29 protein-coding genes are annotated in these 23,058 nt (G+C 69.6%); 22 read left to right on the top strand and 7 right to left on the bottom strand.

Annotation, left to right across the window (positions count from 1 at the left end; translation table 11 throughout):
* Window position 1: 1 nt before the first annotated feature.
* The 18 genes from rplF (at window position 2) to truA (ending at window position 11,592) form a co-directional block, all read left to right on the top strand.
* Window positions 2-544, top strand: coding sequence for a 50S ribosomal protein L6 (gene rplF, locus AB0H64_RS16375; RefSeq protein WP_357624598.1), 543 nt, complete (start codon window positions 2-4; stop codon window positions 542-544).
* Window positions 545-546: 2 nt separating this feature from the next.
* Complete coding sequence (gene rplR / locus AB0H64_RS16380; RefSeq protein WP_355451715.1) at window positions 547-930, top strand: 50S ribosomal protein L18; 384 nt, start codon at window positions 547-549, stop codon at window positions 928-930.
* Between the two features lie 27 nt (window positions 931-957).
* Window positions 958-1,587 carry a 30S ribosomal protein S5 gene (gene rpsE / locus AB0H64_RS16385; protein ID WP_049572667.1) on the top strand — a complete coding sequence of 210 codons (630 nt, stop codon included), beginning with the start codon at window positions 958-960 and terminating at the stop codon, window positions 1,585-1,587.
* A gap of 2 nt (window positions 1,588-1,589) precedes the next feature.
* A complete protein-coding gene (rpmD, locus tag AB0H64_RS16390) occupies window positions 1,590-1,772 on the top strand; it encodes a 50S ribosomal protein L30 (RefSeq protein WP_080043226.1) in 183 nt (60 codons plus the stop codon).
* A gap of 2 nt (window positions 1,773-1,774) precedes the next feature.
* Window positions 1,775-2,230: a 50S ribosomal protein L15 gene (gene rplO, locus AB0H64_RS16395; protein WP_355451718.1), complete on the top strand. Its 456-nt coding sequence runs from the start codon at window positions 1,775-1,777 to the stop codon at window positions 2,228-2,230.
* A 170-nt stretch (window positions 2,231-2,400) separates the two neighbouring features.
* Window positions 2,401-3,711, top strand: coding sequence for a preprotein translocase subunit SecY (secY, locus tag AB0H64_RS16400; protein WP_357624602.1), 1,311 nt, complete (start codon window positions 2,401-2,403; stop codon window positions 3,709-3,711).
* Complete coding sequence (locus AB0H64_RS16405; protein ID WP_357624604.1) at window positions 3,711-4,361, top strand: adenylate kinase; 651 nt, start codon at window positions 3,711-3,713, stop codon at window positions 4,359-4,361. Before secY ends, AB0H64_RS16405 begins: the two co-directional genes overlap by 1 nt.
* Window positions 4,362-4,475: 114 nt before the next feature.
* The gene (map, locus tag AB0H64_RS16410; protein WP_357624606.1) at window positions 4,476-5,285 is read left to right on the top strand and encodes a type I methionyl aminopeptidase; all 810 of its coding nucleotides are present in this window, start codon (window positions 4,476-4,478) and stop codon (window positions 5,283-5,285) included.
* Between the two features lie 32 nt (window positions 5,286-5,317).
* Window positions 5,318-5,737, top strand: a complete 420-nt coding sequence (locus AB0H64_RS16415; RefSeq protein WP_357624608.1) for a DUF1707 domain-containing protein — start codon at window positions 5,318-5,320, stop codon at window positions 5,735-5,737.
* 100 nt (window positions 5,738-5,837) lie between these two features.
* Entirely contained in the window at window positions 5,838-6,257 is a 420-nt protein-coding gene (locus AB0H64_RS16420; RefSeq protein ID WP_357624610.1) for a hypothetical protein, read from the top strand.
* A gap of 395 nt (window positions 6,258-6,652) precedes the next feature.
* A complete protein-coding gene (gene infA / locus AB0H64_RS16425; protein WP_012887858.1) occupies window positions 6,653-6,874 on the top strand; it encodes a translation initiation factor IF-1 in 222 nt (73 codons plus the stop codon).
* Window positions 6,875-6,899: 25 nt separating this feature from the next.
* Window positions 6,900-7,013, top strand: a complete 114-nt coding sequence (gene rpmJ / locus AB0H64_RS16430; protein WP_003956441.1) for a 50S ribosomal protein L36 — start codon at window positions 6,900-6,902, stop codon at window positions 7,011-7,013.
* 249 nt (window positions 7,014-7,262) lie between these two features.
* Window positions 7,263-7,643, top strand: a complete 381-nt coding sequence (gene rpsM, locus AB0H64_RS16435; protein WP_310708501.1) for a 30S ribosomal protein S13 — start codon at window positions 7,263-7,265, stop codon at window positions 7,641-7,643.
* 45 nt (window positions 7,644-7,688) lie between these two features.
* Window positions 7,689-8,093, top strand: a complete 405-nt coding sequence (rpsK, locus tag AB0H64_RS16440; protein WP_020542285.1) for a 30S ribosomal protein S11 — start codon at window positions 7,689-7,691, stop codon at window positions 8,091-8,093.
* A gap of 20 nt (window positions 8,094-8,113) precedes the next feature.
* Window positions 8,114-8,740: a 30S ribosomal protein S4 gene (gene rpsD, locus AB0H64_RS16445; RefSeq protein ID WP_310708500.1), complete on the top strand. Its 627-nt coding sequence runs from the start codon at window positions 8,114-8,116 to the stop codon at window positions 8,738-8,740.
* 103 nt (window positions 8,741-8,843) lie between these two features.
* The gene (locus tag AB0H64_RS16450) at window positions 8,844-9,860 is read left to right on the top strand and encodes a DNA-directed RNA polymerase subunit alpha (RefSeq protein WP_310708499.1); all 1,017 of its coding nucleotides are present in this window, start codon (window positions 8,844-8,846) and stop codon (window positions 9,858-9,860) included.
* Window positions 9,861-10,012: 152 nt separating this feature from the next.
* A complete protein-coding gene (rplQ, locus tag AB0H64_RS16455; RefSeq protein ID WP_357624614.1) occupies window positions 10,013-10,561 on the top strand; it encodes a 50S ribosomal protein L17 in 549 nt (182 codons plus the stop codon).
* 125 nt (window positions 10,562-10,686) lie between these two features.
* Window positions 10,687-11,592 (top strand): tRNA pseudouridine(38-40) synthase TruA, encoded by a 906-nt coding sequence (truA, locus tag AB0H64_RS16460; RefSeq protein ID WP_357624617.1) that lies wholly within the window; start codon window positions 10,687-10,689, stop codon window positions 11,590-11,592.
* A gap of 48 nt (window positions 11,593-11,640) precedes the next feature.
* Here the strand turns inward: truA and AB0H64_RS16465 are convergent, their stop codons facing one another.
* Entirely contained in the window at window positions 11,641-12,783 is a 1,143-nt protein-coding gene (locus AB0H64_RS16465; RefSeq protein ID WP_357624618.1) for a hypothetical protein, read from the bottom strand.
* A gap of 300 nt (window positions 12,784-13,083) precedes the next feature.
* Between AB0H64_RS16465 and AB0H64_RS16470 the strand changes: the two genes are divergently transcribed.
* Complete coding sequence (locus tag AB0H64_RS16470) at window positions 13,084-13,698, top strand: pentapeptide repeat-containing protein (RefSeq protein WP_357624621.1); 615 nt, start codon at window positions 13,084-13,086, stop codon at window positions 13,696-13,698.
* A gap of 1,560 nt (window positions 13,699-15,258) precedes the next feature.
* Here AB0H64_RS16470 and AB0H64_RS16475 read toward each other — a convergent pair.
* On the bottom strand, window positions 15,259-16,176 hold the full coding sequence (locus AB0H64_RS16475) for a hypothetical protein (protein ID WP_357624623.1): 918 nt from the start codon (window positions 16,174-16,176) through the stop codon (window positions 15,259-15,261).
* Window positions 16,177-16,200: 24 nt separating this feature from the next.
* Window positions 16,201-16,953: a CAP domain-containing protein gene (locus tag AB0H64_RS16480; RefSeq protein ID WP_357624626.1), complete on the bottom strand. Its 753-nt coding sequence runs from the start codon at window positions 16,951-16,953 to the stop codon at window positions 16,201-16,203.
* Window positions 16,954-17,263: 310 nt separating this feature from the next.
* Between AB0H64_RS16480 and rplM the strand changes: the two genes are divergently transcribed.
* Genes rplM through glmM form a run of 3 tightly spaced genes read left to right on the top strand, consistent with a single transcriptional unit; the run spans window position 17,264 to window position 19,603 of the window.
* A complete protein-coding gene (gene rplM, locus AB0H64_RS16485) occupies window positions 17,264-17,707 on the top strand; it encodes a 50S ribosomal protein L13 (protein WP_049562428.1) in 444 nt (147 codons plus the stop codon).
* A gap of 26 nt (window positions 17,708-17,733) precedes the next feature.
* Complete coding sequence (rpsI, locus tag AB0H64_RS16490) at window positions 17,734-18,255, top strand: 30S ribosomal protein S9 (protein ID WP_357624629.1); 522 nt, start codon at window positions 17,734-17,736, stop codon at window positions 18,253-18,255.
* A 1-nt stretch (window position 18,256) separates the two neighbouring features.
* Window positions 18,257-19,603, top strand: coding sequence for a phosphoglucosamine mutase (gene glmM, locus AB0H64_RS16495; RefSeq protein WP_357624631.1), 1,347 nt, complete (start codon window positions 18,257-18,259; stop codon window positions 19,601-19,603).
* 67 nt (window positions 19,604-19,670) lie between these two features.
* Here glmM and AB0H64_RS16500 read toward each other — a convergent pair whose 3' ends face one another.
* The 4 genes from AB0H64_RS16500 to AB0H64_RS16515 are packed head-to-tail and all read right to left on the bottom strand — an operon-like array spanning window position 19,671 to window position 23,051.
* Window positions 19,671-20,387: an ABC transporter permease subunit gene (locus AB0H64_RS16500; protein ID WP_357624634.1), complete on the bottom strand. Its 717-nt coding sequence runs from the start codon at window positions 20,385-20,387 to the stop codon at window positions 19,671-19,673.
* On the bottom strand, window positions 20,388-21,302 hold the full coding sequence (locus AB0H64_RS16505) for an ABC transporter ATP-binding protein (protein ID WP_357624637.1): 915 nt from the start codon (window positions 21,300-21,302) through the stop codon (window positions 20,388-20,390).
* On the bottom strand, window positions 21,299-22,153 hold the full coding sequence (locus tag AB0H64_RS16510) for an ABC transporter permease (protein WP_357624640.1): 855 nt from the start codon (window positions 22,151-22,153) through the stop codon (window positions 21,299-21,301). The genes AB0H64_RS16505 and AB0H64_RS16510 overlap by 4 nt, the downstream gene beginning before the upstream one ends.
* Window positions 22,146-23,051 carry an ABC transporter ATP-binding protein gene (locus AB0H64_RS16515; RefSeq protein WP_357624642.1) on the bottom strand — a complete coding sequence of 302 codons (906 nt, stop codon included), beginning with the start codon at window positions 23,049-23,051 and terminating at the stop codon, window positions 22,146-22,148. The genes AB0H64_RS16510 and AB0H64_RS16515 overlap by 8 nt, the downstream gene beginning before the upstream one ends.
* Between the last annotated feature and the right edge of the window lie 7 nt (window positions 23,052-23,058).

The following is a 23,058-nucleotide window of genomic DNA, read 5'->3' on the forward strand; positions in this document are numbered from 1 at the left end:
CATGTCGCGAATCGGACGGCTGCCCATCCCTGTGCCCAGTGGCGTAGACATCACGATCACCGGCCAGGATGTCCAGGTCAAGGGACCGAAGGGCACGCTCACGCACTCGGTCGCCGAGCCCATTTCGGTGGCTCGGGACGAAGACGGCGCTGTCGCCGTCACCCGCCCCAACGACGAGAACAAGGTCCGCGCGCTGCACGGCCTGTCTCGCACCCTGATCGCCAACATGGTGCAGGGCGTCACGCAGGGTTACTCCAAGACCCTGGAGATCGTGGGCGTCGGTTACCGCGTCCAGGCCAAGGGCCCGACGCAGCTGGAGTTCGCACTGGGCTTCAGTCACCCGGTCATCGTCGACGCCCCCGAGGGCGTCACCTTCCGCGTCGAGAAGCCGACCCTGTTCCACGTGGACGGGATCGACAAGCAGAAGGTCGGCGAGGTCGCCGCCAACATCCGCAAGTTGCGCAAGCCTGACCCGTACAAGGGCAAGGGCGTGCGTTACCAGGGCGAACAGATCCGCCGCAAGGTCGGAAAGGCTGGTAAGTAGGCATGGCTCCGAAGACTGCGTTCAGCAAGCACACGGCTGCCCGCACCGTCTCGCGGGCCCGCCGTCACCGCCGCGTCCGCAAGAACGTCGTCGGCACGACTGCGCGTCCCCGCCTGGTCGTCAACCGCTCGACCCGTCACATGTTCGTCCAGATCGTGGACGACACCGCCGGCCACACGCTGGTGAGCGCGTCCACCATGGACGCCTCGCTGCGCACGCTTGAGGCGGACAAGACCGAGAAGGCGAAGAAGGTCGGCGAGCTCCTCGCTCAGCGGGCCAAGGAAGCCGGGATCACCGCTGTCGTCTTCGACCGTGGTGGCAACCGCTACGCCGGGCGCATCGCCGCCCTGGCGGACAGCGCCCGCGAAGGCGGGCTCGAGTTCTGATATGGCTACTGAGATGAGGAACCACTGATGGCTGCAGCTCCGCGTCGCGGTGGCGGCACCGGTGGCGAGCGGCGGGACCGTCGTGACGATCGCCGCGGTGGCGCCGCCGACAAGGGCGTCTCGTACATCGAGCGCGTAGTGAAGATCAACCGAGTGGCCAAGGTCGTGAAGGGTGGTCGTCGCTTCAGCTTCACCGCCCTCGTCGTCGTCGGTGACGGCAACGGCCTGGTCGGCGTCGGTTACGGCAAGGCCAAGGAAGTGCCCGCGGCCATCGCCAAGGGCGTCGAAGAGGCGAAGAAGCACTTCTTCAAGGTGCCTCGCATCCAGGGCACGATTCCGCACACCGTGCAGGGCGAGGAGGCGGCCGGCGTCGTCTTCCTGCGTCCCGCCTCGGCCGGTACCGGCGTCATCGCCGGTGGCCCGGTGCGCGCGGTCCTGGAGTGCGCGGGCATCCACGACGTGCTCTCCAAGTCGCTCGGCTCCGACAACCCGATCAACATCGTGCACGCCACCGTGGCTGCTCTGAAGGGCCTGTCCCGGCCCGAGGAGATCGCCGCCCGCCGTGGCCTGCCGATCGAGGATGTCGCTCCGGCCCGGATGCTCAAGGCTCAGCGCGAGGGCATCGCGGAGGCCGCCGCGGCGAAGGCGGTGAGCTAGTCATGGCACGCCTGAAGATCACTCAGGTTCGCTCGAAGATCGGTGGCAAGCAGAACCAGCGTGACTCGCTGCGTTCGCTTGGCCTGAAGCGAATCGGCGACGTCGTCGTCAAGGAGGACCGGCCCGAGATTCGCGGCATGGTCTCCGTGGTGACGCACCTCGTCGAGGTGGAAGAGGTCGACTAGTCATGACTGACAAGGCTCCGCTGAAGATTCACGACCTGCGTCCTGCTCCTGGCGCCAACAAGTCCAAGATCCGTAAGGGTCGTGGCGAGGGCTCCAAGGGCAAGACGGCCGGTCGCGGCACCAAGGGCTCGCGGGCCCGTACCGGGGTGCCCCTCGGCTTCGAGGGTGGCCAGGTGCCGCTGCAGAGGCGTCTGCCGAAGCTCAAGGGCTTCTCCAACGCGCTGTTCAAGACGTCCTACCAGGTCGTCAACCTGGACAGGATCGGCGAGCTGTTCCCCGACGGTGGCGAGGTCACCGTGGAGACGCTGGTCGCCAAGGGTGCTGTCCGTAAGAACCAGCTCGTCAAGGTGCTCGGCACCGGCGAGATCTCCGTCGCGGTGAACGTGCAGGCTCACGCCTTCTCGGCCGCCGCCAAGGAGAAGATCGCCGCGGCCGGTGGCTCCGTTACCGAGCTGTAAATACGCTATGACGAGGCGTGGGGGCCCTGACAATGGGCTCCCACGCCCGTAGTGCGTTAGAGTTCGCGAGACGGCAGGCTTCTGTCCGGCTCGTTTGACTTGAGACTTCAGATGGCAGATCCCCGCACCATCGCATACTCACATCGCCTTATAGGCGCGCAGGAGGGACCGTGCTGACCGCGTTTACCCGGGCGTTCCGGACGCCGGACCTGCGCAAGAAGTTGCTCTTCACTCTGGGCATCATCGCGCTGTTCCGTCTTGGCTCGGTTCTTCCGACTCCGGGCGTTCACGTCGAGAATCTGGCGAACTGCTTCCAGGAGGCGCGTAACGGAGCCTCCGGCAACATCTATGGAATGGTCCAGCTGTTCAGTGGCGGCGCGCTCCTGAAGCTGTCGGTGTTCGCCCTCGGCATCATGCCGTACATCACGGCGAGCATCATCCTGCAGCTGCTCGTTGTCGTGATTCCTCGTCTTGAGGCACTCAAGAAGGAGGGGCAGGCAGGCCAGACCAAGATCACGCAGTATACGCGTTATCTGACGATCGGCCTCGGCGTCCTCCAGTCCACGGCCTTCATCGCGCTCGCGCGCTCCGGTCAGCTGTTCCCGAACTGCCAGCAGGACGTGCTGCTCAACCCGAACGACATCTTCCAGATCATCACGATGGTCGTCATCATGACGGCCGGCACCTCCGTGATCATGTGGCTGGGCGAGCTCATCACGGACCGCGGCGTCGGCAACGGCATGTCGATCCTGATCTTCACCTCCGTCGTGTCGGTGTTCCCGTCGGAGCTGGCCAGCATCTTCCAGGCCAACAAGTTCACCTTCGCGGTCGTCATGATCGTCGGTATTTTCATGATCGCCGCGGTGGTCTTCGTCGAGCAGGCTCAGCGCCGCATCCCGGTGCAGTACGCCAAGCGGATGGTCGGCCGGCGGATGTACGGCGGCACCTCGACCTACATCCCGCTGAAGGTCAACCAGGCCGGCATCATCCCGGTCATCTTCGCCTCGTCGCTGCTCTACCTTCCGCAGCTCATCACGTCGCTCTTCGCCAACACGGCCAACCCGAACGCGGTGGTCCAGTGGATCGCGCAGAACCTGGCCGGCGGCACCACTCCCACCTACATGATCACGTTCTTCGTGCTGATCGTGTTCTTCACGTACTTCTACGTGTCCATCACTTTCAACCCCCCTGAAGTGGCCGACAACATGAAGAAGTACGGTGGGTTCATTCCGGGCATCCGCCCGGGCCGGCCGACGGCTGAATACCTGAACTTCGTGCTCACCCGTCTGACCGCGCCCGGCGCGCTCTATCTGGGTCTGATCTCCATGGTCCCGATCGTCGCGCTGGCGGTGGCCGGTGCGAGCCAGAACTTCCCGTTCGGAGGGACGAGCATTCTGATCATGGTTGGTGTCGGCCTGGACACGGTGAAGCAGATCGAGAGCCAGCTGCAGCAGCGTAACTACGAAGGCTTCCTGCGGTAGTGCGTCTCGTTCTGGTAGGGCCCCCCGGAGCGGGAAAGGGGACGCAGGCCCAGTACATCGCATCCAACCTGTCCATCCCGAAGATCTCGACAGGTGACATCTTCCGTGCCAACGTCTCGGGCGGCACGGAGCTCGGCAAGCTGGCCAAGACGTTCATGGACCGCGGCGACCTGGTGCCCGACGAGGTGACCATCGCCATGGTCCGTGACCGTCTCTCCGAGGACGACGCGCAGGACGGCTTCCTGCTCGACGGCTTCCCCCGCAACGTCCCGCAGGCCGAGATCCTGCGCGACATGCTCAAGGACTGGGGGCTGGCGCTCGATCTGGTGCTGGAGCTCGTGGTCGACGACGACGAGGTGGTCCGCCGCCTCGCCGGGCGTCGCACGTGCAGCCAGTGCGGCCGCATCTGGCACGTGGAGTTCGACGACAAGAAGGACGACCGGTGCGACGTCTGCGGCGGCGCGCTGTTCCAGCGTGACGACGACAAGGAGGAGACCATCAGGCACCGCCTGGAGGTCTACCAGGAGCAGACGTCACCGCTCATCGCCTACTACGCCGACGAGGGCATCCTGGTCGGTGTCGACGCGACCGGCCCGGTCGAGGAGGTCACCGAGCGTGCCATGGAGGCGATCCGCCCTTTCACGGGTTAGCTCCGCTGACGGACTGACGAGGTGGCACGAGATTTCTTCGTGCCACCTCGCGGCTATTGTGGGGGGAATTGGGCTCCCGCGTCCGCTCGTTGCCAACCCTAGGGGTGCCGAAACGTGTTCAAGAAGAACAGACATGGAATTCAGATCAAGTCGGCGGAGCAGCTGGAGAAGATGCGCTCGGCCGGTCTCGTCGTCGGGCGCACGCTGGACCTGCTGAAGCGGTCGGTCGAGCCGGGAATGACGCCGCTCGACCTGGACGTCATCGCCGAGAAGGCGATCAGGGAAGAGGGCGCGGTCCCGTCGTTCAAGGGCTACCAGGGCTTTCCGGCGACGATCTGCGCGTCGGTCAACGACGAGGTCGTGCACGGCATCCCGACCAAGGCCCGCAAGCTACGCGAGGGCGACATCATCTCGATCGACTGCGGCGCCATCCTCGACGGCTGGCACGGCGACTCGGCCGTGACGGTTCCCGTGGGGGAGGTGGCCCCGGAGCTCACGGAGCTGATGCGGATCACCGAGGAGGCCATGTGGCGCGGCATCGCCGCGCTCACTCCCGGCCGCCACCTGTCCGACATCGGCTACGAGATCGAGCGCTACGTCCGGTCGCAGGGCCGCTTCGGCATCCCGCCGGAGTACGGCGGCCACGGCATCGGCACCGAGATGCACATGGATCCGTGGATCGCCAACCACGGCCGGCCGGGCAAGGGCCCGCTGCTGGAGGAGGGCATGTGCCTGGCCATCGAGCCGATGGTCAACCTCGGCACGCCCCGGACCCGCGTGCTGGCCGACGACTGGACCGTCGTCACCATCGACGGCAAGCAGTCCGCGCACTTCGAACACAGCGTCGCGGTGACACATAATGGACCTTGGGTGCTTACCGCTCTAGACGGGGGCGAATCGCGCCTGGCGCAGCCGCACAACTGACCGGGAGTGGTGGTATGGCACAGAGCCCCGAAATGCGTGCTTCCGATGCCGATCGCGACCGGGTGGCCGCGGTGCTTCGCGAGCACACCGCCCAGGGCCGGATCACCATGGAGGAGTTCAACGAGCGCCTGGAGCACCTCTACCAGAGCAAGACCTACGGCGAGCTCCAGCGGCTGACCTCGGACCTGCCCGACGTGGACCTGCGCCACCGCCAGCTCGCCAAGCAGTCGGACAAGGCCACCGCCAAGCAGGCCAAGGCGCACGCCGGCATGCGGGCCGCGTGGGCCTCATGGGCGATGGCCAGCTCCGTGAACTGGGTCATCTGGCTGATCGTCAGCGTGACGGCCGATCACCTCATCTACCCGTGGCCGTTGTGGGTCATGGGCCCGTGGGGTGTGGTGCTGCTGATGAGCACGATCTTCGGGTCCGGGGGATCATCGAAGAAGCGCTGAAGTGTGCACAAGTACACTCTGCGTATTCCTCCACAGATCGGACAGCCGAATCTTCCTAACGTGAGTCGCATCGAGAAGCACTGACTCACCGGAGGAAGACATGCGGAAGATCATCACGGCGGCCGCCCTCGCCGGCTCCCTCGCCACCGGGCTCGCCCTGACCGCCCCCGCCGCCCAGGCGACCACGGTCACCACCGCCACGGCCGGCGCGGCCCAGACCGCCCCGGTCCACAAGTGGGGCAAGTTCTACTCCAAGAGCCACAGGGCCTACAGCTACGGCTACACCTGGAAGTCCGGTGGCCGGGTCTACACCAAGTGGTACGGCAAGGAGTCCACGCCCAAGTCCGGCTGGATCTGGTTCCGGTACGAGTTCAAGGGCGGCGGCGGTGGCAAGTTCGTCCGCCAGTGGGACGGCTCGCACAGTGAGACCTGGTCGAAGAAGGGGCTTGCGCGGGTCTACACGTACACCTGCTGGGGCGGCAAGTTCAACGACTGCGGCAAGGTCTACCGCATCTACTGATGCACCGCCGCATTCCACGGGCGCCGCCACCACTGGAACCGCCACCACTGGCGCCGCCTCGCACGTCGTCCGAGCCCCCGCGGCTCAGGCTCCGAGGCCCGCCGGCATCTCGCCGGCGGGCCTCGCCCATGCCAAGGACGTGCTATCGGGAGGGGGCGCGCCCGCCGGAGTGGTCAGGCGCGCTTAGGTGTGGGGTAAACTGGCTCGTGGTTGTGTCAGGACACCTGGCACGCGTTTCGCGTTTTAGGCTCAGGTGTCGTACACTCCTTAGTCGGCTCACTATGACTATCACGCGTCGGCGGTCCTTGCCGGCCGTCGCTCTCTTCGAAGCGTGAAGTCGCGGCTGCTTAGTGAACCGGAGCCTCAGACGATCGATCAGTGAAACGCGAGGGATTTTGGCCAAGAAAGACGGCGCCATCGAGATCGAGGGCACTGTGGTTGAGTCGCTCCCGAACGCCATGTTCCGGGTGCAGCTCGACAACGGCCATAAGGTCCTGGCCCACATCAGCGGACGGATGCGGATGCACTACATCCGAATTCTCCCCGACGACCGGGTGGTCGTGGAACTGAGCCCCTACGACCTCAGTCGTGGGCGGATCGTCTACCGATACAAGTGAAGACGTCTGAGGAACACGAAGGACAATGAAGGTAAAGCCGAGCGTCAAGAAGATCTGCGACAAGTGCAAGGTGATCCGCCGGCACGGTCGCGTCATGGTGATCTGCGACAACCTGCGCCACAAGCAGCGTCAGGGCTAGTCGCCGCAAAGGCTTCTCCGAGTCCGCCCCGATTTCAGGGAGCGGGCTCGACGCATGAGAAGCCTGAGACTGTAGTAACGCTTCACACCTGAGCAGGCGGCGTGCCGCACCGAGGCTTCGGCCCGGGACGAGCACGGAAGGCCGTACCACTCAGGAGACCCCCGGTCGGAGGCCGGGGCCCTCACCCCGGGCATGGGGAGGGGAGATGAGGCGTAAGACCTCCGCCATCACGAAGGAGAATGCCCGACCATGGCCCGCCTGGTTGGCGTCGACCTCCCCCGCGAAAAGCGGCTGGAGATCGCTCTCACCTACATCTACGGAATCGGCCGCACCCGCGCCCAGGAGATCCTCGAGGCGACCGGTGTCAGCGGCGACCTCCGGGTCCACCAGCTCAGCGACAACGAGCTCGTCCCGATGCGTGACTACATCGAGGCGAACTTCAAGATCGAGGGTGACCTGCGTCGCGAGGTCCAGGCCGACATCCGTCGCAAGATCGAAATCGGTTGCTACCAGGGCATCCGGCACCGCAAGGGCCTGCCCGTCCACGGCCAGCGCACCCAGACCAACGCGCGCACCCGCAAGGGCAAGAAGAAGACCGTGGCCGGCAAGAAGAAGCCCGGTAAGAAGTAGTCCTCGCAGCCGCGGGACCGAACACCTCAGGAGTGAAGGCAAAGGATGCCTCCTAAGAGCCGTCAGGGTGCGCCCAAGAAGGTGCGCCGCAAGGAAAAGAAGAACGTCGCTCACGGGCACGCCCACATCAAGAGCACGTTCAACAACACGATCGTTTCGATCACGGACCCCAACGGGAACGTGATCTCCTGGGCCAGCGCCGGCCACGTGGGTTTCAAGGGCTCCCGTAAGTCCACCCCGTTCGCCGCCCAGATGGCTGCCGAGAACGCCGCTCGCCGCGCCATGGAGCACGGCATGCGCAAGGTCGACGTCTTCGTGAAGGGCCCCGGCTCCGGTCGCGAGACCGCGATCCGCTCCCTCCAGGCCACCGGCCTCGAGGTGGGTTCGATCCAGGACGTCACCCCGGTGCCGCACAACGGCTGCCGTCCGCCGAAGCGCCGCCGCGTCTGATCCCCAGGAGATATTGAGAAATGGCTCGTTACACGGGCGCGGACTGCAAGCTCTGCCGTCGCGAGAAGACCAAGCTCTTCCTCAAGGGCAGCAAGTGCGAGTCCGCCAAGTGCCCCATCGAGATTCGCCCTTACCCGCCGGGTGAGCACGGTCGCGGACGTCCCAAGGAGTCCGAGTACCAGCTTCAGCTTCGTGAGAAGCAGAAGACCCGCCGGATCTACGGCGTGCTCGAGAAGCAGTTCCGCAACTACTACGAGGAAGCCGCTGGCAAGAGCGGCAAGTCGGGTGAGGTTCTCCTCCAGATCCTGGAGAGCCGCCTCGACAACGTGGTGTACCGCGCCGGGTTCGCCCAGTCGCGTGACGCCGCCCGCCAGCAGGTGCGCCACGGCCACATCCTGGTCAACGGCAAGAAGGTCGACATCCCGTCGTACCGCGTGCGCGAGCACGACATCATCGAGGTGCGCGAGACCAAGCGCAACCTCCTGCCGTACGAGGTGGCTCGCGCCACCGCCGGCGACCGCACCGTCCCGGCCTGGCTGGGCGTCGTGCCGGAGAAGCTCCGCGTCCTGGTTCACCAGCTGCCCGTCCGGCAGCAGATCGACACCCAGGTCCAGGAGCAGCTGATCGTCGAGTACTACTCCAAGTAGCAACTCGTCTGCCTGATGGCGTACGGCCCGCCCGTACGCCATTTAGGCTGTACATCGGAGTGGCGTCATATAGCGGTCGCCACACGACAAGGGGAGAACCCGCATGCTGATCGCTCAGCGCCCGACTCTTCTCGAAGAGTCGATCGACGAGACCCGGTCCCGGTTCATCATCGAGCCGCTGGAGCCGGGCTTCGGCTACACCATCGGCAACTCGCTCCGCCGCACGCTGCTGTCGTCCATTCCGGGCGCGGCCGTGACGAGCATCCGGATCGAGGGCGTGCTGCACGAGTTCTCGACCGTTCCCGGGGTCAAGGAAGACGTCACCGACATCATCCTCAACCTCAAGGAGCTGGTCGTCTCCTCCGAGCACGACGAGCCGGTCGTGATGTACCTGCGCAAGCAGGGTCCGGGTGAGGTCACCGCCGCCGACATCGCGCCTCCGGCCGGTGTCGAGGTGCACAACCCCGAGCTGCGCATCGCCACGCTGAACGGCAAGGCGAAGCTGGAGATGGAGCTGACCGTCGAGCGCGGTCGCGGCTACGTCTCCGCCGCGCAGAACAAGCAGCCCGGCCAGGAGATCGGCCGTATCCCGATCGACTCCATCTACTCGCCGGTGCTCAAGGTCACCTACAAGGTCGAGGCGACCCGAGTCGAGCAGCGCACCGACTTCGACCGCCTGATCCTCGACGTCGAGACCAAGCCGGCCATGAAGCCCCGCGACGCGGTGGCCTCCGCCGGTAAGACCCTCGTCGAGCTGTTCGGCCTGGCCCGTGAGCTCAACGTCGAGGCCGAGGGCATCGACATCGGCCCGTCGCCCACCGACGCCGCTCTGGCGGCCGACCTGGCGTTGCCGATCGAGGAGCTCAACCTGACCGTCCGGTCGTACAACTGCCTCAAGCGCGAGGGCATCCACACCGTGGGTGAGCTGGTCGCGCGCAGCGAGCAGGACCTGCTGGACATAAGGAATTTCGGCGCCAAGTCGATCGAAGAGGTCAAGCAGAAGCTGCACGAGATGTCGCTGGCGCTCAAGGACTCCCCGCCCGGGTTCGACCCGAGCGCGGTGGCCGGCGCCGGTTACGACGACGACGACAGCGCGTACGTCGAGACCGAGCAGTACTGAACCATCGCGAGGGGTCTCCCTCGCGAAGCCTCGTGCCGGGCGGCCCAGCCGCCCGGCGCGGGCGACGATAACGGATCGCATCGACCGACTGCGACCGGCCCGACTCCGGTACCTGGCACGGCCGGGGCGGGTTAACTCACAAGGAGATCGCAATGCCCAAGCCCACCAAGGGTGCACGTCTTGGCGGCAGCCCGGCGCACGAGCGGCTGATCCTGGCCAACCTGGCCACGGACCTGTTCCGCCACGGCAAGATCCGCACCACGGTCGCCAAGGCCAAGCGCCTTCGCCCCGTGGCGGAGCGCCTGATCACCAAGGCGAAGAAGGGCGACATCCACAACCGTCGCCAGGTCCTCGCGGTCGTCAAGGACAAGGGCGTCGTCCACCACCTGTTCACGGACCTCGCGACCACGTTCGCCGAGCGTCCGGGCGGCTACACCCGCATCACCAAGGTGGGGCCGCGCAAGGGTGACAACGCGCCGATGGCCGTCATCGAGCTGGTGACCGAGCCGCTGAACCCGGTTCGCGTCTCCCGCGCCGCCGCTCCGGCCGCCGCCGCGGCTCCGGCCCAGGCTGAGGAGACCGAGGCTCCGGTTGAGGAGACCGAGGCTCCCGCCGCTGAGGCCGCGGCCGCCGACGAGGCGCCCGCCGCCCAGGCCGACGAGGCTGACGCTTCGGCCGAGGCGAAGAAGGACGAGGCCTGATCCTTCAGGCCCCAGGCGTCGCGGGCCCGGCCCCCTCACGGGGTGCCGGGCCCGTTTCGCGTTCTGTGGTGGTTCTCGCTGTGCCGGCATCCGCCGTGCCGGCGCACGGCTCTGGGAGGTAGCTCGTGGTACGGCTCCGCCTCGACCTCGGGTACGACGGCACCGACTTCTCCGGCTGGGCCCGCCAGCCGGGCCGGCGTACCGTGCAGGGCGAGATCGAGCAGGCGCTCGGCCGGATCCTGCGGTTGGAGGAGCCGCCCGCGCTCACGGTGGCGGGGCGGACGGACGCGGGCGTCCACGCCCGGCACCAGGTGGCGCATGTGGACATCGCCGTGGGATCGCTGTCCGAGCTGGACCGCAACCGCCGCGCGCCCGCCTCACCGGAGGAGCTGCTCTCCTCCGCCTCCGGCACCGCTCCGGGTGACTTGCCGCTGGACGTGGACGAGCGGCTCGCCACGCTCGTGCGACGACTGGCGGGGGTACTGGCGCAGGATGTACGGGTTCATCGCGTCTCGGTGGCTCCTGAGGGCTTTGACGCCCGGTTCTCCGCACTGTCCCGGCGATACGCGTACCGGGTGAGCGACGCGCCCGGAGGGGGCGACCCGTTGCGGCGCCGGGAGGTCGTGTGGCACAACCGCCCGCTCGACCTCGACGGCATGAACACCGCCGCCGAGCGGCTCCTGGGCGAGCACGACTTCGCGGCGTTCTGCAAGAAGCGCGAGGGCGCCACCACGATCCGCGAGCTGCAACGGCTCCGGTGGGTACGCCAGGACGACGGGCTGCTGGTGGCGACCGTGGTGGCCGACGCGTTCTGCCACTCGATGGTGCGGGCGCTGGTGGGGGCGCTGCTGGCCGTGGGCGACGGCCGGCGGCCGATCCCGTGGCCGGGCCAGGTGCTGGCGGGGGCCGTACGGGACAGCGGGGTGCACGTCGCGCCCGCCCACGGCCTGTGCCTGGAGGAGGTCAGCTACCCGCCGGCGGAAGAGCTGGCGGTGCGCGCCGCCGCGACGCGACGCGTCCGCTCCCTCTGACCTCTGTCACGTCCTTGGCGTGGGTGATGCCGGGGTGCGCCCGTCGGGTCAGTCGTTGGAGATGCGGCGCTCCAGGACGAGCGACATCTCGTCGCGGAAGGCGTCGCTGACCTTGCCCAGCGTCCGGTCCTTCGCCGCAGGGGTGTGGCCGTCGGCGTAGGTGGCGTAACTGAACACGATGTACCGCCCCCAGACCAGGCCGGCCGCGTACCCGCCCGCGATGTCGACGCGCTCCCCGCCCGAGCCGGCGGGGCCGGGCAGGGCGCGGAACCAGAGATTGCGGGCGAGGTTCTTGGCCTGGTCGGCCTTCATGGCGGCGTCCTTGGTGGGGAGCACCGCGATGCCGCTGGTCACCGCGTAGCGGCGCTTGCTGTCCACGTACGTCGCCCGCAGCACCCTGCTGCACTTCTGGTCGTTCAGCGCCTCGGCGAACGGCCCCGCGGCGGCCTTGCGGCAGTCGCCCTCCATGTCGGTCACGACCCGCGAGAACGCGGCGCCGGCCGCGTCCACCTTCTTCTCCGGGAACGCCTCGGCCAGCGACAGCTTGCGCTTGTCCGTCACCTCGGAGTCGAGCACGGCCGCCGCCGGGGCGCTCGGCGACGCGCTGGCCGTGGGGGACACGGCCGAGGGCCCGGACGAGGGCACAGCCGCGGACGGTGCGGGGGCGGTGGTGGGCGCCGTCGGCTGCCGGGTGGCCGCCGTGGGCGGGGGCGCGCTCAGCGACTTGTAGGCGAAGAAGCCGCCGGTGGCCACGCCTCCCAGGACGACAACGCCGAGGACGGCCAGGACGGCCCGCCTGGCCTTGTTCGGCTGGGCGGCCGGCGGGGTGGGGGCGGCCGGTGGCTGCTTGAACGCGCCCAGCGGGTGACCGCCGACGCCGCCCGGGGGCGGGGTGGGCAGGTCGAACGCGGCGGGCGAGAGAGGGGAGCGGGGCGGCGGGGTGCTCGGTTTGCCCCAGATCTCACGGCTGAAGGGCAGCTCGGGAAGTTGCTCCTCCTGACGCTGCTCCTCGGTTTGGGGAGGGGGCGGCCAGGCACCGGACTGCCGCCCGGCCTGGGGACCGTTGACACCGACCGGGCCTGGGCCGTTCTGTCCGGGCCCGGTCTGCCCAGGCCCGCTTTGTCCGGGGCTGTTCTGTCCAGAAGGGTTCTGTCCCGGGGCGGCGTGGGTCGGAGTGGTCTGGCCGGGCACGGGGTGACCAGACGTGGCCTGGCCCGGGGTGCTGTGGCCGGGGGCTGGCTGGGGGGCCGTTGGCCGGCCCGGGCTCGGCGGACCGGCCATGGGCTGGCCGGGTGCAGGGTGGGGGGCCGTCGGTTGGCCTGCGTTCGAGGGGCCGGTCGTGGGCCGGCCGTTCGGGGGGTGAGCGGTGCTGGGCTGCCCCGGGGTGGCGGAAGCGGCGGTCTGGTGGGGTGCGGTCGCGTCCTGCTGGGGTGCGCTTGGTGAGGTGGCGGCCGGGTGAGGGACGCCTGGTGTCGCGGTGGCCGGGTCCGCGTGGGACGTGCTGCCTCCCTGGGACGTGCCCGCCTGCGGTGCGCCCGTCTGCGGCGCGCCCACGTAGGGGGCGCCTCCCTGAGGCATGTTCCCCTGCGGCGCGCCCGCCTGAGAGGAGCCCGCCTGAGGCGCGTCCGCCTGAGAGGCGTCCGTCTGCGGGGGGCGCACGTGGGCGGTGCCTTGCTGAGACACGCCCGCCTGGGGCGCACCTTCCTGGGATGTGCCCGCTTGAGGAGCGCCCTGGTGCGGCGTGCCGGGGTGGGCCGGGGTGGTCGGCTGTGGGGCGGTGGGCCCTTGGCCGTGGGAGTGGTGCTCGACGGGCGGCCAGACCGGGACGTCGCCGGGCTCGGGGGCGCGTGCGCCGTGCGGGTGCTCCGGGGAGCCGCCGGGTGCGACGGGCTGAGGGCCGGTCGGAGCGACACCGGAGAGGGGAGAGCGGGAGGCCCCGGCGGCCCCAGGGTGGGTCCCCGTCGGGGAGGGGTCAGCGGAGGCCGCTCCGGCGGACGTAGCCCCGGGGGACGCGGCTCCGGCGGACGTGGCTCCGGCGGACGTGGGGGCGCTCGGGTGGTCGGCAGGGTGTGCGCCGGTCGAGGTGTGCTGCTGGGCGTGCGGTGACGTGCCGGGGGCCGTGGCCGGGCGGGGCAGGTGCGGAACGGTGTCTCCGGGGCCGGACCACTGTGCCACGGCAGGGAGGGTGTCGTTCGCTTCAGGTGCGGGCCGGTCCGCACCGGTGGCGCCCGAGGCGGACGGCTGTGCGGCGGCGCGGGGTGGGCGGCCCGTCTCGATGGGATGAGAGGCGGTCGTGTCGGCGTCGAGCACGTCAGGCAGTGTGGCGTTGGGGTCGAAGGCGCGCGGAGGCTGGGTCTGCGCGGTCTCGGATCCTGGTGCCTGGTGAGGACCTGAGGCGTGGTGGCCGGACCCGTACGGGGTCGCCGAAGGGGACGGGAACGCGTGAGGCGCCGTGGTGTTGGGGTCGGCGCCCGTCCTGGCGTCCGGGGTCAGGCGGTCCGTGGTGAGGGCCGCGTCGCTGTCGAGGCCGGGTACGGGCTCGCCCGTGGCGGCGGGCCACGGTGGCATGGCGGGCGGGTCGGCGACGGGTGCGGGCCACACCTGCATGCCCGCGGCCGCGGCCGTGAAGGCGGGCGGCGGCTCCCAGGGCGGCGCGCCGGGCACCACCGGTCCGGCGGCCCACGGCGGGGGCTGCTCGGGCGAGCCGGTCGGCGCAGGCGGGAAAGCCCGTCCCGGGGGCTCGTCGGCGGCTTGGGCGGCGGGCACGTGCCAGGGGCCCGGCTCGGGAGGGGGCCATGGGGCGGACGGGTCGGTCGCCCACGAGTCCGGCTCCGGCGAGGCCCACGGCGTGGCGGCGTCGGCCGGCGCAGGCCCCTGCGAGGACCCGGCGTGCCCCTGCGAGGACCCGGTGTGCCCTTGCGGGGACCCGGTGTGCCCTTGCGGGGACCCGGTGTGCCCTTGCGGGGACCCGGTGTGCCCTTGCGGGGACCCGGTGTGCCCTTGCGGGGCCTGTCCCTGCGCGGACCCGGTGTGCCCTTGCGGGAACCCGGTGTGCTCCTGCGGGGACCCGGTGTGTCCCTGCGGGAGGTCGGGGGTGGTCGCGTGGGTGTACGGGGCGTCCGCGTACCAGTCGTACGGTGCGGCGTCTCGCCCCGGCACCTCCCACGGCTGCGCGTCCGCCGGGAGGCCGCTGCCGCCCTGCCCCGGTGTGGCCGCGTGCTCGCCGCTGCCGTACGACGACATGCCGTACGACGTCCCGTGCGGTGACGTCCCGTACGACGACGTGCCGTACGGCGGCATGTCCTGCGGCGACGTGCCGTACGGCGGCATGTCCGGCTCGGGCGGTGGCGCGGGCGTGGACGGGGGCACGGGTGGTGGGCCCCAGGTGTACGGGGGACGCTCGCGCCCCGTCACGTCGGACGGCTCGGCGGAGGGCGGAGGGGACGGCGGCGACGGAGTGTGTCGCTCAGCGGGCCGGCCGAAGCTCGGCGGTGGCGTCGCCGGTGCCGCCGAGCCGTCGGCGTCTCCACGATCGTGCTCAGACCCAGGTTCCTGGCCACGCATAAGGGCGAGCCTAGCGAGACTCGGAAGATCGTCATGGCGGTATGGGCGTTCCCGGCGGCATCAGGTGAGTGCTTTGTGACCTTGTCGGGTGAAAGGAGCGTTTTAGGCAGGGTGGCCGGTCAGCGAGCGCGTGTCGAGTGCCTTGAAGACGGTCGCCTTGGCGATCTCGTCGGCCGTCCGCATGATCGCCTTCTGGCTCTTCTTGTCGGGCTTGCTGCCGTCCTTGTTCTGGAACCAGATCATGACCGCGTAGTGGCCGTGCGTCCACACCTGGGCGCCGCCGCTGCCGGAGCCGACGAGCTTGGTGACCGCGTCCTTGCCCGGCAGTGGCTTGACGTAGTTGGTCTGGCTGCCGGCGGTGGCGACCTTGGTGGCGTTCTTGCCGGTCTTGAGGTTGGCCACGCCGACCGTGCCGATGACCTTGCCGGCCTTGTCGCGGAAGCTGGCGCGGATGAGCTGGGTGCACTTGCCGGCCGTCAGCGCCTTCTGCAGCTTGCTGCCGAGCGCGCCGTCACCGCACTTCTTGAGCTTGCTGGTGATGGTCATCTCGTACGAGCGTCCGGACACGGCGAACTTCTTGCTCGGGAACAGCTCCTTGACCGTGAGCGGGTCCGGGTCTGTGGCCCGCTGGGCCGCGTACCCGTACTTGCCGGGAGGCACGGACGGCAGCGGGGCGGAGGTGCGGCGCGGGGCGGTGGCGGCGGACTCGGAGCTCCCGGCCTTCCACATCATGGTCAGCCCGACCACGAGCGCGGCGAGCACCGCGACGCCGCCGAGCGTGAACCACAGCGGGCCGCGCGACTTCTTGCCCTCGGCGTACGGGCTCCATGTCTCGCGCCGCTCGGGGCGGGCCTCCTCGGCGACCGGCGCCTTCTGCGGGCGATCCTGGTACGGCGGACGGGCGAAGGCGCTGGGCTCGGGGGCGGGGGAGGCCGCGGTCTCGGGGGCGTCGTCACGCTTCCTGCGGAAGCGGCTGGCGATGCGCTGGGTGCTGCTCTCGCTGTCGTCGGGGAAACCCATGCGGGCGAGATTACCGCGCGGCTGTCAGGAATATCCGAAGTCCTGGGTCCACCACGGGCCGCCGGCGCCGGACACCACGCCGACGCCGATGGCGCGGATGCGGCAGTTGAGGATGTTCTGGCGGTGGTCACGGCTGTCGAGCCAGCCCTGCACGGCCTCCTCCGGGGAGGCGTAGCCGCGGCCGATGTTCTCGGCGGCGCCGGCCCGGTATCCGGCCCGCTCCATGCGGTCCCACGGGGACCCGCCGTCGGGCGACTCGTGGACGAGGCGGCCGTACCTCGCCATCTCCATCGAGTGGGCGCGGGCCGAGCGGGTCAGCCTGGCGTCGACGCGCAGCGGGCCGCAGCCGCGCTTGAGGCGGGCGGAGTTCGTGAGTTTGACGACCCTGGCCGCCATGGCCGGCGAGATCTGCAGGACCTCCTCGCCGAGGACGCGCGCCGGGTCACCGGCGGTGTAGCCGGGGATGAGGTCGCCGGTCGGCGTCCTGGTGGGCTGGACCCGGCTGCGCCCGCGGGGGAGCGCGGTGGCCGTCGTGGTCGCCCGGGCGATGCGGTCGGCGCGGGGGCGCGCCGGCTCGGGCGTCGGCGTCGCCCTGGGGGTGACGGGCGGGGCGGTCTCGCTGAGGTAGATGTGGCCGGTCGGCTCGGCGCCGTCGCTCATCCGGCCCAGCAGCACTCCCGAGAAGAACAGCGCGGCCATGAGGCAGACCAGCACGCCCAGGTGACTCCGGCGCCGTGCGCTCCGCTGGGTGTGCCGGGTGTGAGAGCTCTGCCACATACGGCCACCAACGATAGAGATGTCGGCTCTTGGTAAAGAAGGGATTGCCGGGAACCGAAATAGAACCGTTCTGTGGTCGGGTAGAATCGTGCGAGGTTACCGGTCTTTTGACCTGCGCCCCCTAGGGCGGGTAGCCTAATCGTTCGTTGTGTGCATAGGTCCAGCGCGACCGATGCGCGGCGCGTCCGGCGTCATCTCCCAGCTATGCGGAGACGGAAGGTCCGGGCCGTCGTGTGCCCGCACCGACCGAACCCAGCGCTGTCGCATCCGGCAGCGCGCCGAAGACGCGAGCATAAAGAAGGCTACGACCGTGCGCACGTACTCACCGAAGCCCGCCGACGTCCAGCGTCAGTGGTACGTCATCGACGCGACCGATGTCGTGCTGGGCCGGCTGGCCAGCCACGTCGCGATCCTGCTCCGCGGCAAGCACAAGCCGATCTTCGCCAACCACGTCGACACGGGTGACTTCGTCATCGTCATCAACGCCGACAAGATCGCGCTCAGCGGCAACAAGCGTGAGCAGAAGAAGGCGTACCGCCACTCGGGCTACCCGGGCGGTCTGCGTTCCGTCAGCTATGGCGAGCTCATGGACAAGCGGCCGGACAAGGCGGTCGAGAAGGCCGTCAAGGGCATGCTGCCGAAGAACTCCCTCGGCCGGAAGATGGCCAAGAAGCTGAAGGTCTACGCGGGTTCCGAGCACCCGCACCAGGCCCAGCAGCCGGTGCCGTTCGAGATCACCCAGATCGCCCAGTAGTACTTCAAAAGAGTTAGAGGAGAACCGTGGCTGAGCCCACCGGTGTCGAGACGGCCGTCGAGGCCGAGGTGGAAGACTTCTCCGGCGAGGAGTTCCCTTCCGAGTACACCACCGAATCCGCTGCCAACGCTGACGCCCCCGTGCGCAAGCCCGTCACCACGGGCAACTCGTACGGCACCGGCCGCCGCAAGGAGGCGATCGCCCGCGTGCGCATCGTCCCCGGTACCGGCAAGTGGACGATCAACGGGCGTTCGCTGGACGTCTACTTCCCCAACAAGGTCCACCAGCAGATCGTCAACGAGCCCTTCGTGGTGCTCGGCGCCGAGGACGCGTTCGACGTCATCGCGCGCATCGACGGCGGTGGTGTGACCGGCCAGGCCGGCGCGCTGCGCATGGGTCTGTCCCGCGCGCTGTCGATCCTTGACGTCGAGGTCAACCGGCCCCCGCTGAAGAAGGCCGGCTTCCTCACCCGTGACGCCCGCGCCACGGAGCGGAAGAAGTACGGCCTCAAGAAGGCCCGCAAGGCTCCGCAGTACAGCAAGCGCTGAGTTGGCGCGCCTTTTCGGCACCGACGGGGTCCGTGGGGTCGCGGGGCGCGACCTCACGGCGGAGCTCGCCATGGACCTTTCGGTCGCGGCGGCTCATGTCCTCGGCGATGCGGGCGCGTTCGCCGCTACCGGGCGTCGCCCGATAGCGGTCGTGGGCCGGGACCCGCGTGCCTCGGGGGAGTTCCTCGAGGCCGCTGTGGTCGCCGGCCTGGCGTCGTCCGGAGTGGATGTGCTGCGCCTCGGCGTGCTGCCCACCCCGGCCGTCGCCCACCTCACCGCGGCACTCGGCGCCGATCTCGGCGTCATGCTGTCGGCCTCGCACAACCCGGCGCCGGACAACGGCATCAAGTTCCTGGCCCGGGGCGGCTTCAAGCTGTCCGACGCGGTCGAGGACGAGATCGAGCGGCGGCTCGGCGAGGACTGGAGCTTCCCCGTCGGCTCGGCCGTCGGCCGGGTGCGTGACGCCTACGGTGAGGCCGACCGGTACATCACCCATGTGCTGGCCACGATGCGGGGCGGGCTCGACGGCCTGCGCGTCGTCGTGGACTGCGCCCACGGGGCCGCGCACATGGTGGCGCCGGAGGCGCTGCTGCGGGCCGGTGCCCAGGTGGAGGCGATCGGGGCGCGCCCCGACGGCCTCAACATCAACGACGGCCACGGCTCCACTCACCTGGACAAGCTCCAGCAGGTGGTGATCTCGCGCGGCGCCGACGTCGGCATCGCCTACGACGGTGACGCCGACCGCTGCCTCGCGGTGGACCACACCGGCGCGGTCGTCGACGGCGACCAGATCATGGCGATCCTCGCGGCCGCCATGCGTGCCGAGGGGACGCTGGCCAAGGACACCGTGGTCGCGACCGTGATGTCCAACCTGGGGTTCAAGCTGGCCATGCGCGAGGCGGGCATCACCGTGGTGGAGACCGCGGTGGGCGACCGTTACGTGCTGGAACGCATGAAGGCCGACGGCTACAACTTCGGCGGCGAGCAGTCCGGCCATGTGATCATGCTGGACCACGCCACCACGGGTGACGGGCTGCTGACGTCGTTGCATCTGCTGGCGGTGGTGGCGTCCTCGGGCAAGCCACTGCGCGAGCTGGCCTCGATCATGACGCCGATGCCGCAGGTGCTCATCAACGTCAAGGGCGTCGACAAGGCCAAGGCCAAGGCGTCCGAGCTCGTGTCGGCGGTCGCCGACGCGGAGTCCGAGCTGGGTGACACCGGCCGGGTCCTGATCCGGCCGAGCGGCACCGAGCCGATGATCCGCGTGATGGTCGAGGCCTCCTCGGAGGATCAGGCCACCAAGGTGGCCGAGCGTCTCGCCGACGTGGTCCGGGCGGCCTGCGCCTGATCCGGACAGCAAGGCAGAACAAAGGGGTACGGCATGCGCCGTACCCCTTTGTCGTGGTCGAGGCCGCTCACTCGTCGCCGGTGAGGGAGAAGACACGCAGCCGCTGCCCTGCCCACAGGACCGCCAGCACCGTGACGATCACCAGTGCCGGTACGGCGAAGCCGAGCGTCACGTCGGCCTTGAGGAACGGCGAGGTGGAGATCTGGTCGGCGATCGACTGGCCCCACTGCTGGACCGAGAACTTGCGGGCACCGGGGACGAAGCCGCCCACCAGCCCCTCCCAGACCAGGGCGTAGACGACCCCGATGGTCACCGCGTGGCGCGTCACCACGCCGAGCAGCAGGAAGACCGCCGCGTACGCGATGCCCGCCACGAGCGTGCCCACGGCGAACCCGGACGCGATCGCGTCCTCGTTGCCCACGAGCAGCCAGGCCGCGACGTAGGTCGGCACCGCGGCGAACAGCGCCAGCAGGGACGCCGCGACGAGGAACTTGGTCTGGGCGATGACCGGGCGGGAGATCGGCTTGGACATCAGGTGGATGATCGTGCCGTCGTCGATCTCGGGGGCGATCACTCCGGTGCCGGCGATGAGGCCGAGCAGGGGCAGCATGGTGCCGATGGCGAAGTTCTGCATCAGCAGCATGGTCGAGCGCTGGTCGTCGCTGCCGGTCAGGCGCAGCAGCACGGCCAGGGCCAGGAGGGCCAGGGGCAGCAGCAGAAGCAGCACGATCCGCCGCCGCCCGAGCAGCGCCCGATAGGTAATACCTGCAACCACACTGTTCATTCAGGTGCTCCGGTTGATCAGGTAGGAGAAGACGCTTTCGAGGTCCTCGTCGGCGGGGGAGACCTCGTGCAGGCGGATGCCCTCGGTGCGGGCGACGTTGGGCAGAAGGCGGGCGAAGCCGCGGAACTCCACGGCTCGGACCTCCAGTCCGTCGGGACCGAGGGAGACCCCGCCGGCCGAGTCGTCGCGCATCAGGGCCGCGGCCAGCCGCCGGTCGTCGCTGCTGCGGATGCGGAACAGGTGCGGCCGGTCCGTCATCAGCCGCCGGATCTCGCGGAAGTCGCCCGAGGCGGCGTGCCGGCCGGCGACGAGCACCTCGATGTGCTGGGCGACCCGCTCGACCTCCTCCAGGATGTGGGAGCTGAACAGGATGGTCTTGCCCGCCGCGCCCATCGCGCGGATCAGGTCCATGAGGTGCAGCCGCTGGCGCGGGTCCATGCCGTTGAACGGCTCGTCGAGCAGCAGCACGGGCGGGTCGTGGACGAGGGCGGCGGCCACCTTGACGCGCTGGCGCATGCCCTTGGAGTACGTCTCGACGCGCCGGTCCTTGGGCTCTTCCATCTCGACCGTGGCCAGCGCTTTGCGGGCGGCTTCGACGGGATCGGGCAGGCCGTGGAGGCGGGCGGCCGACAGCACGAACTGCCACCCGGTCAGGAAGCCGTACACGCCCTCCCGCTCCGGGACGAGACCGATATTTCGGTAGATCTGGTGGTTCTTCCAGACGCGGGTGCCGTCCAGGGTGACCGTGCCGCTCGACGGGGCGAGGAACCCCGCCATCATGTGCAGCAGCGTCGACTTGCCCGCCCCGTTGGGACCGAGCAGCCCGGTGACCCCGGGCCGGATGGTCATGGTCACGTCGTTGACCGCGACGACGTTGCCGTACCAGCGCGAGACCTGCGCCAGCTCGATGTTCACCGCGAGGCCGCCTTCCGGTAGCGGAGCGCGAGGGCCGCCGCCGCGGCGGCGATGAGCAGGACCACGATGACGAGGGACACAGGCCCGCCGGGATAGCCGCCCTCCGAGTTCGGCGTCGTGCCGAACAGCCACACCTGGACGGCGTCCACCAGCCAGAACGGATTGAGCAGCCAGGCCCACCGGGCGGCGGCGTCGTTGCCGGCCGACAACAGCGTGCCGTACATGATCGGGACGGATGCCGAGGCGAGCAGGTAGACGGCGATGACCGAGGCGACGCCGAGCCCGCGCCGCGGCGTCAGCGAGGCGATCGCCAGGCCGAAGGCCGCCAGCAGCAGCGCGAGCAGCAGCCCGGTGACCATGGCGCCCGCGTACTCCTTGGTGCGCGGCGCCCCTGGCAGGTCCACGAGCAGCTCGCCCAGGAACATGACCGTCATCGGCACCGCGAGCAGCGCGTAGAGGGCGAGGGTCATCGCGACGACCTTGGCGCCCACGTACTCGGTGATCGTGACCGGGCGCGACAGGTAGAGCGGCAGGACCCGGAAGCGCAGGTCGGGGGCCACGACCGTGGGCGCCTGCGCGGCCAGGAAGATGGCCAGCACGGCCTGCATGATGACCGCGAAGCCGCTGTAGCTCATGCCGCGCTGCCGCAGGAGCGCCATCATCGCGATCGACACGACGGCAGGCAGCATCATGACGGCCACCAGCGCGAACGGCACGATCTTGCCGCGCGCCGGGCGGCCGAGGCCGAAGACGCCGCGCAGGCTGTGGACGGTGAGCGCCCGCGTGGTGTGGCCGCGGCCGAGCCGGGGGCCGTCGTAGTGGCGGTATCCGATGTCGTAGATCTCAGACACCGGCGGCCTCCTTGAAGACGTCCTCGATGCGGTGCCGGCCGCGTTCGAGCCGGATGAGGCACAGGCCGAGGTCGGCGGTCGCGTCGCGGATCGCGTCGAGCGTCTCGGGGCCGGACACCTCCACCAGCAGCATCCGGCCGTGGGGCGCGACGCCGTGGCCCAGCTCGGTCAACCGGTCGGCCAGGGCCTGGGTGCCCTCGTCGACCTCGACCGTGACGCTGCGCGTCGCCTGGGTGAACTCGCCGATCGCGGACGAGCGCAGCAACCGCCCGGCGTCGATGACGATCACGTGGTCGCACACCCGCTCCAGCTCCCCCAGCAGGTGGGAGGTGACCAGCACGCTGATGCCGAACTCGGTGCCGATGCGCCGGATCAGGGCGAGCATCTCGTCGCGTCCGCGCGGGTCGAGGCCGTTGGTCGGCTCGTCCAGGAGGATGAGCTTGGGGTCGTGGACAAGCGCCTGGGCGAGCTTGACGCGCTGCTTCATGCCGGTGGAGTAGCCGCCGACGGAGCGGTAGCGCTCCTCGGCCAGCCCGACGTGGCGCAGCACGTCGGCGGCCCGCTCGCGGGCGGCCGTGCGGGGGAGCCCGGACATCCGGGCGAGGTGGACGACCAGCTCGGTGGCGGAGACGTCGGGCGGCAGGCATTCGTGCTCGGGCATGTAGCCGACGAGCCGGCGGATGTCGGCCCCCTGCGTCGCGACGTCGAGGCCGAGCACGTGGGCGCCGCCGGCCGTGGGCGGGAGCAGCCCCAGCAGGATCTTGATCAGCGTCGACTTGCCCGCCCCGTTGGCCCCGACCAGGCCGGTGACGCCGGGTCCGGCGGTGACGGTCAGCCCGTCGAGCGCCGTGACGGTCGGGAAGCGTTTGGTCAGCCCCTCGGTGTCGAGGATGTGCATGATCGGG

The organism is Nonomuraea sp. NPDC050733, from assembly GCF_040654215.1.
Classification (GTDB): domain Bacteria; phylum Actinomycetota; class Actinomycetes; order Streptosporangiales; family Streptosporangiaceae; genus Nonomuraea.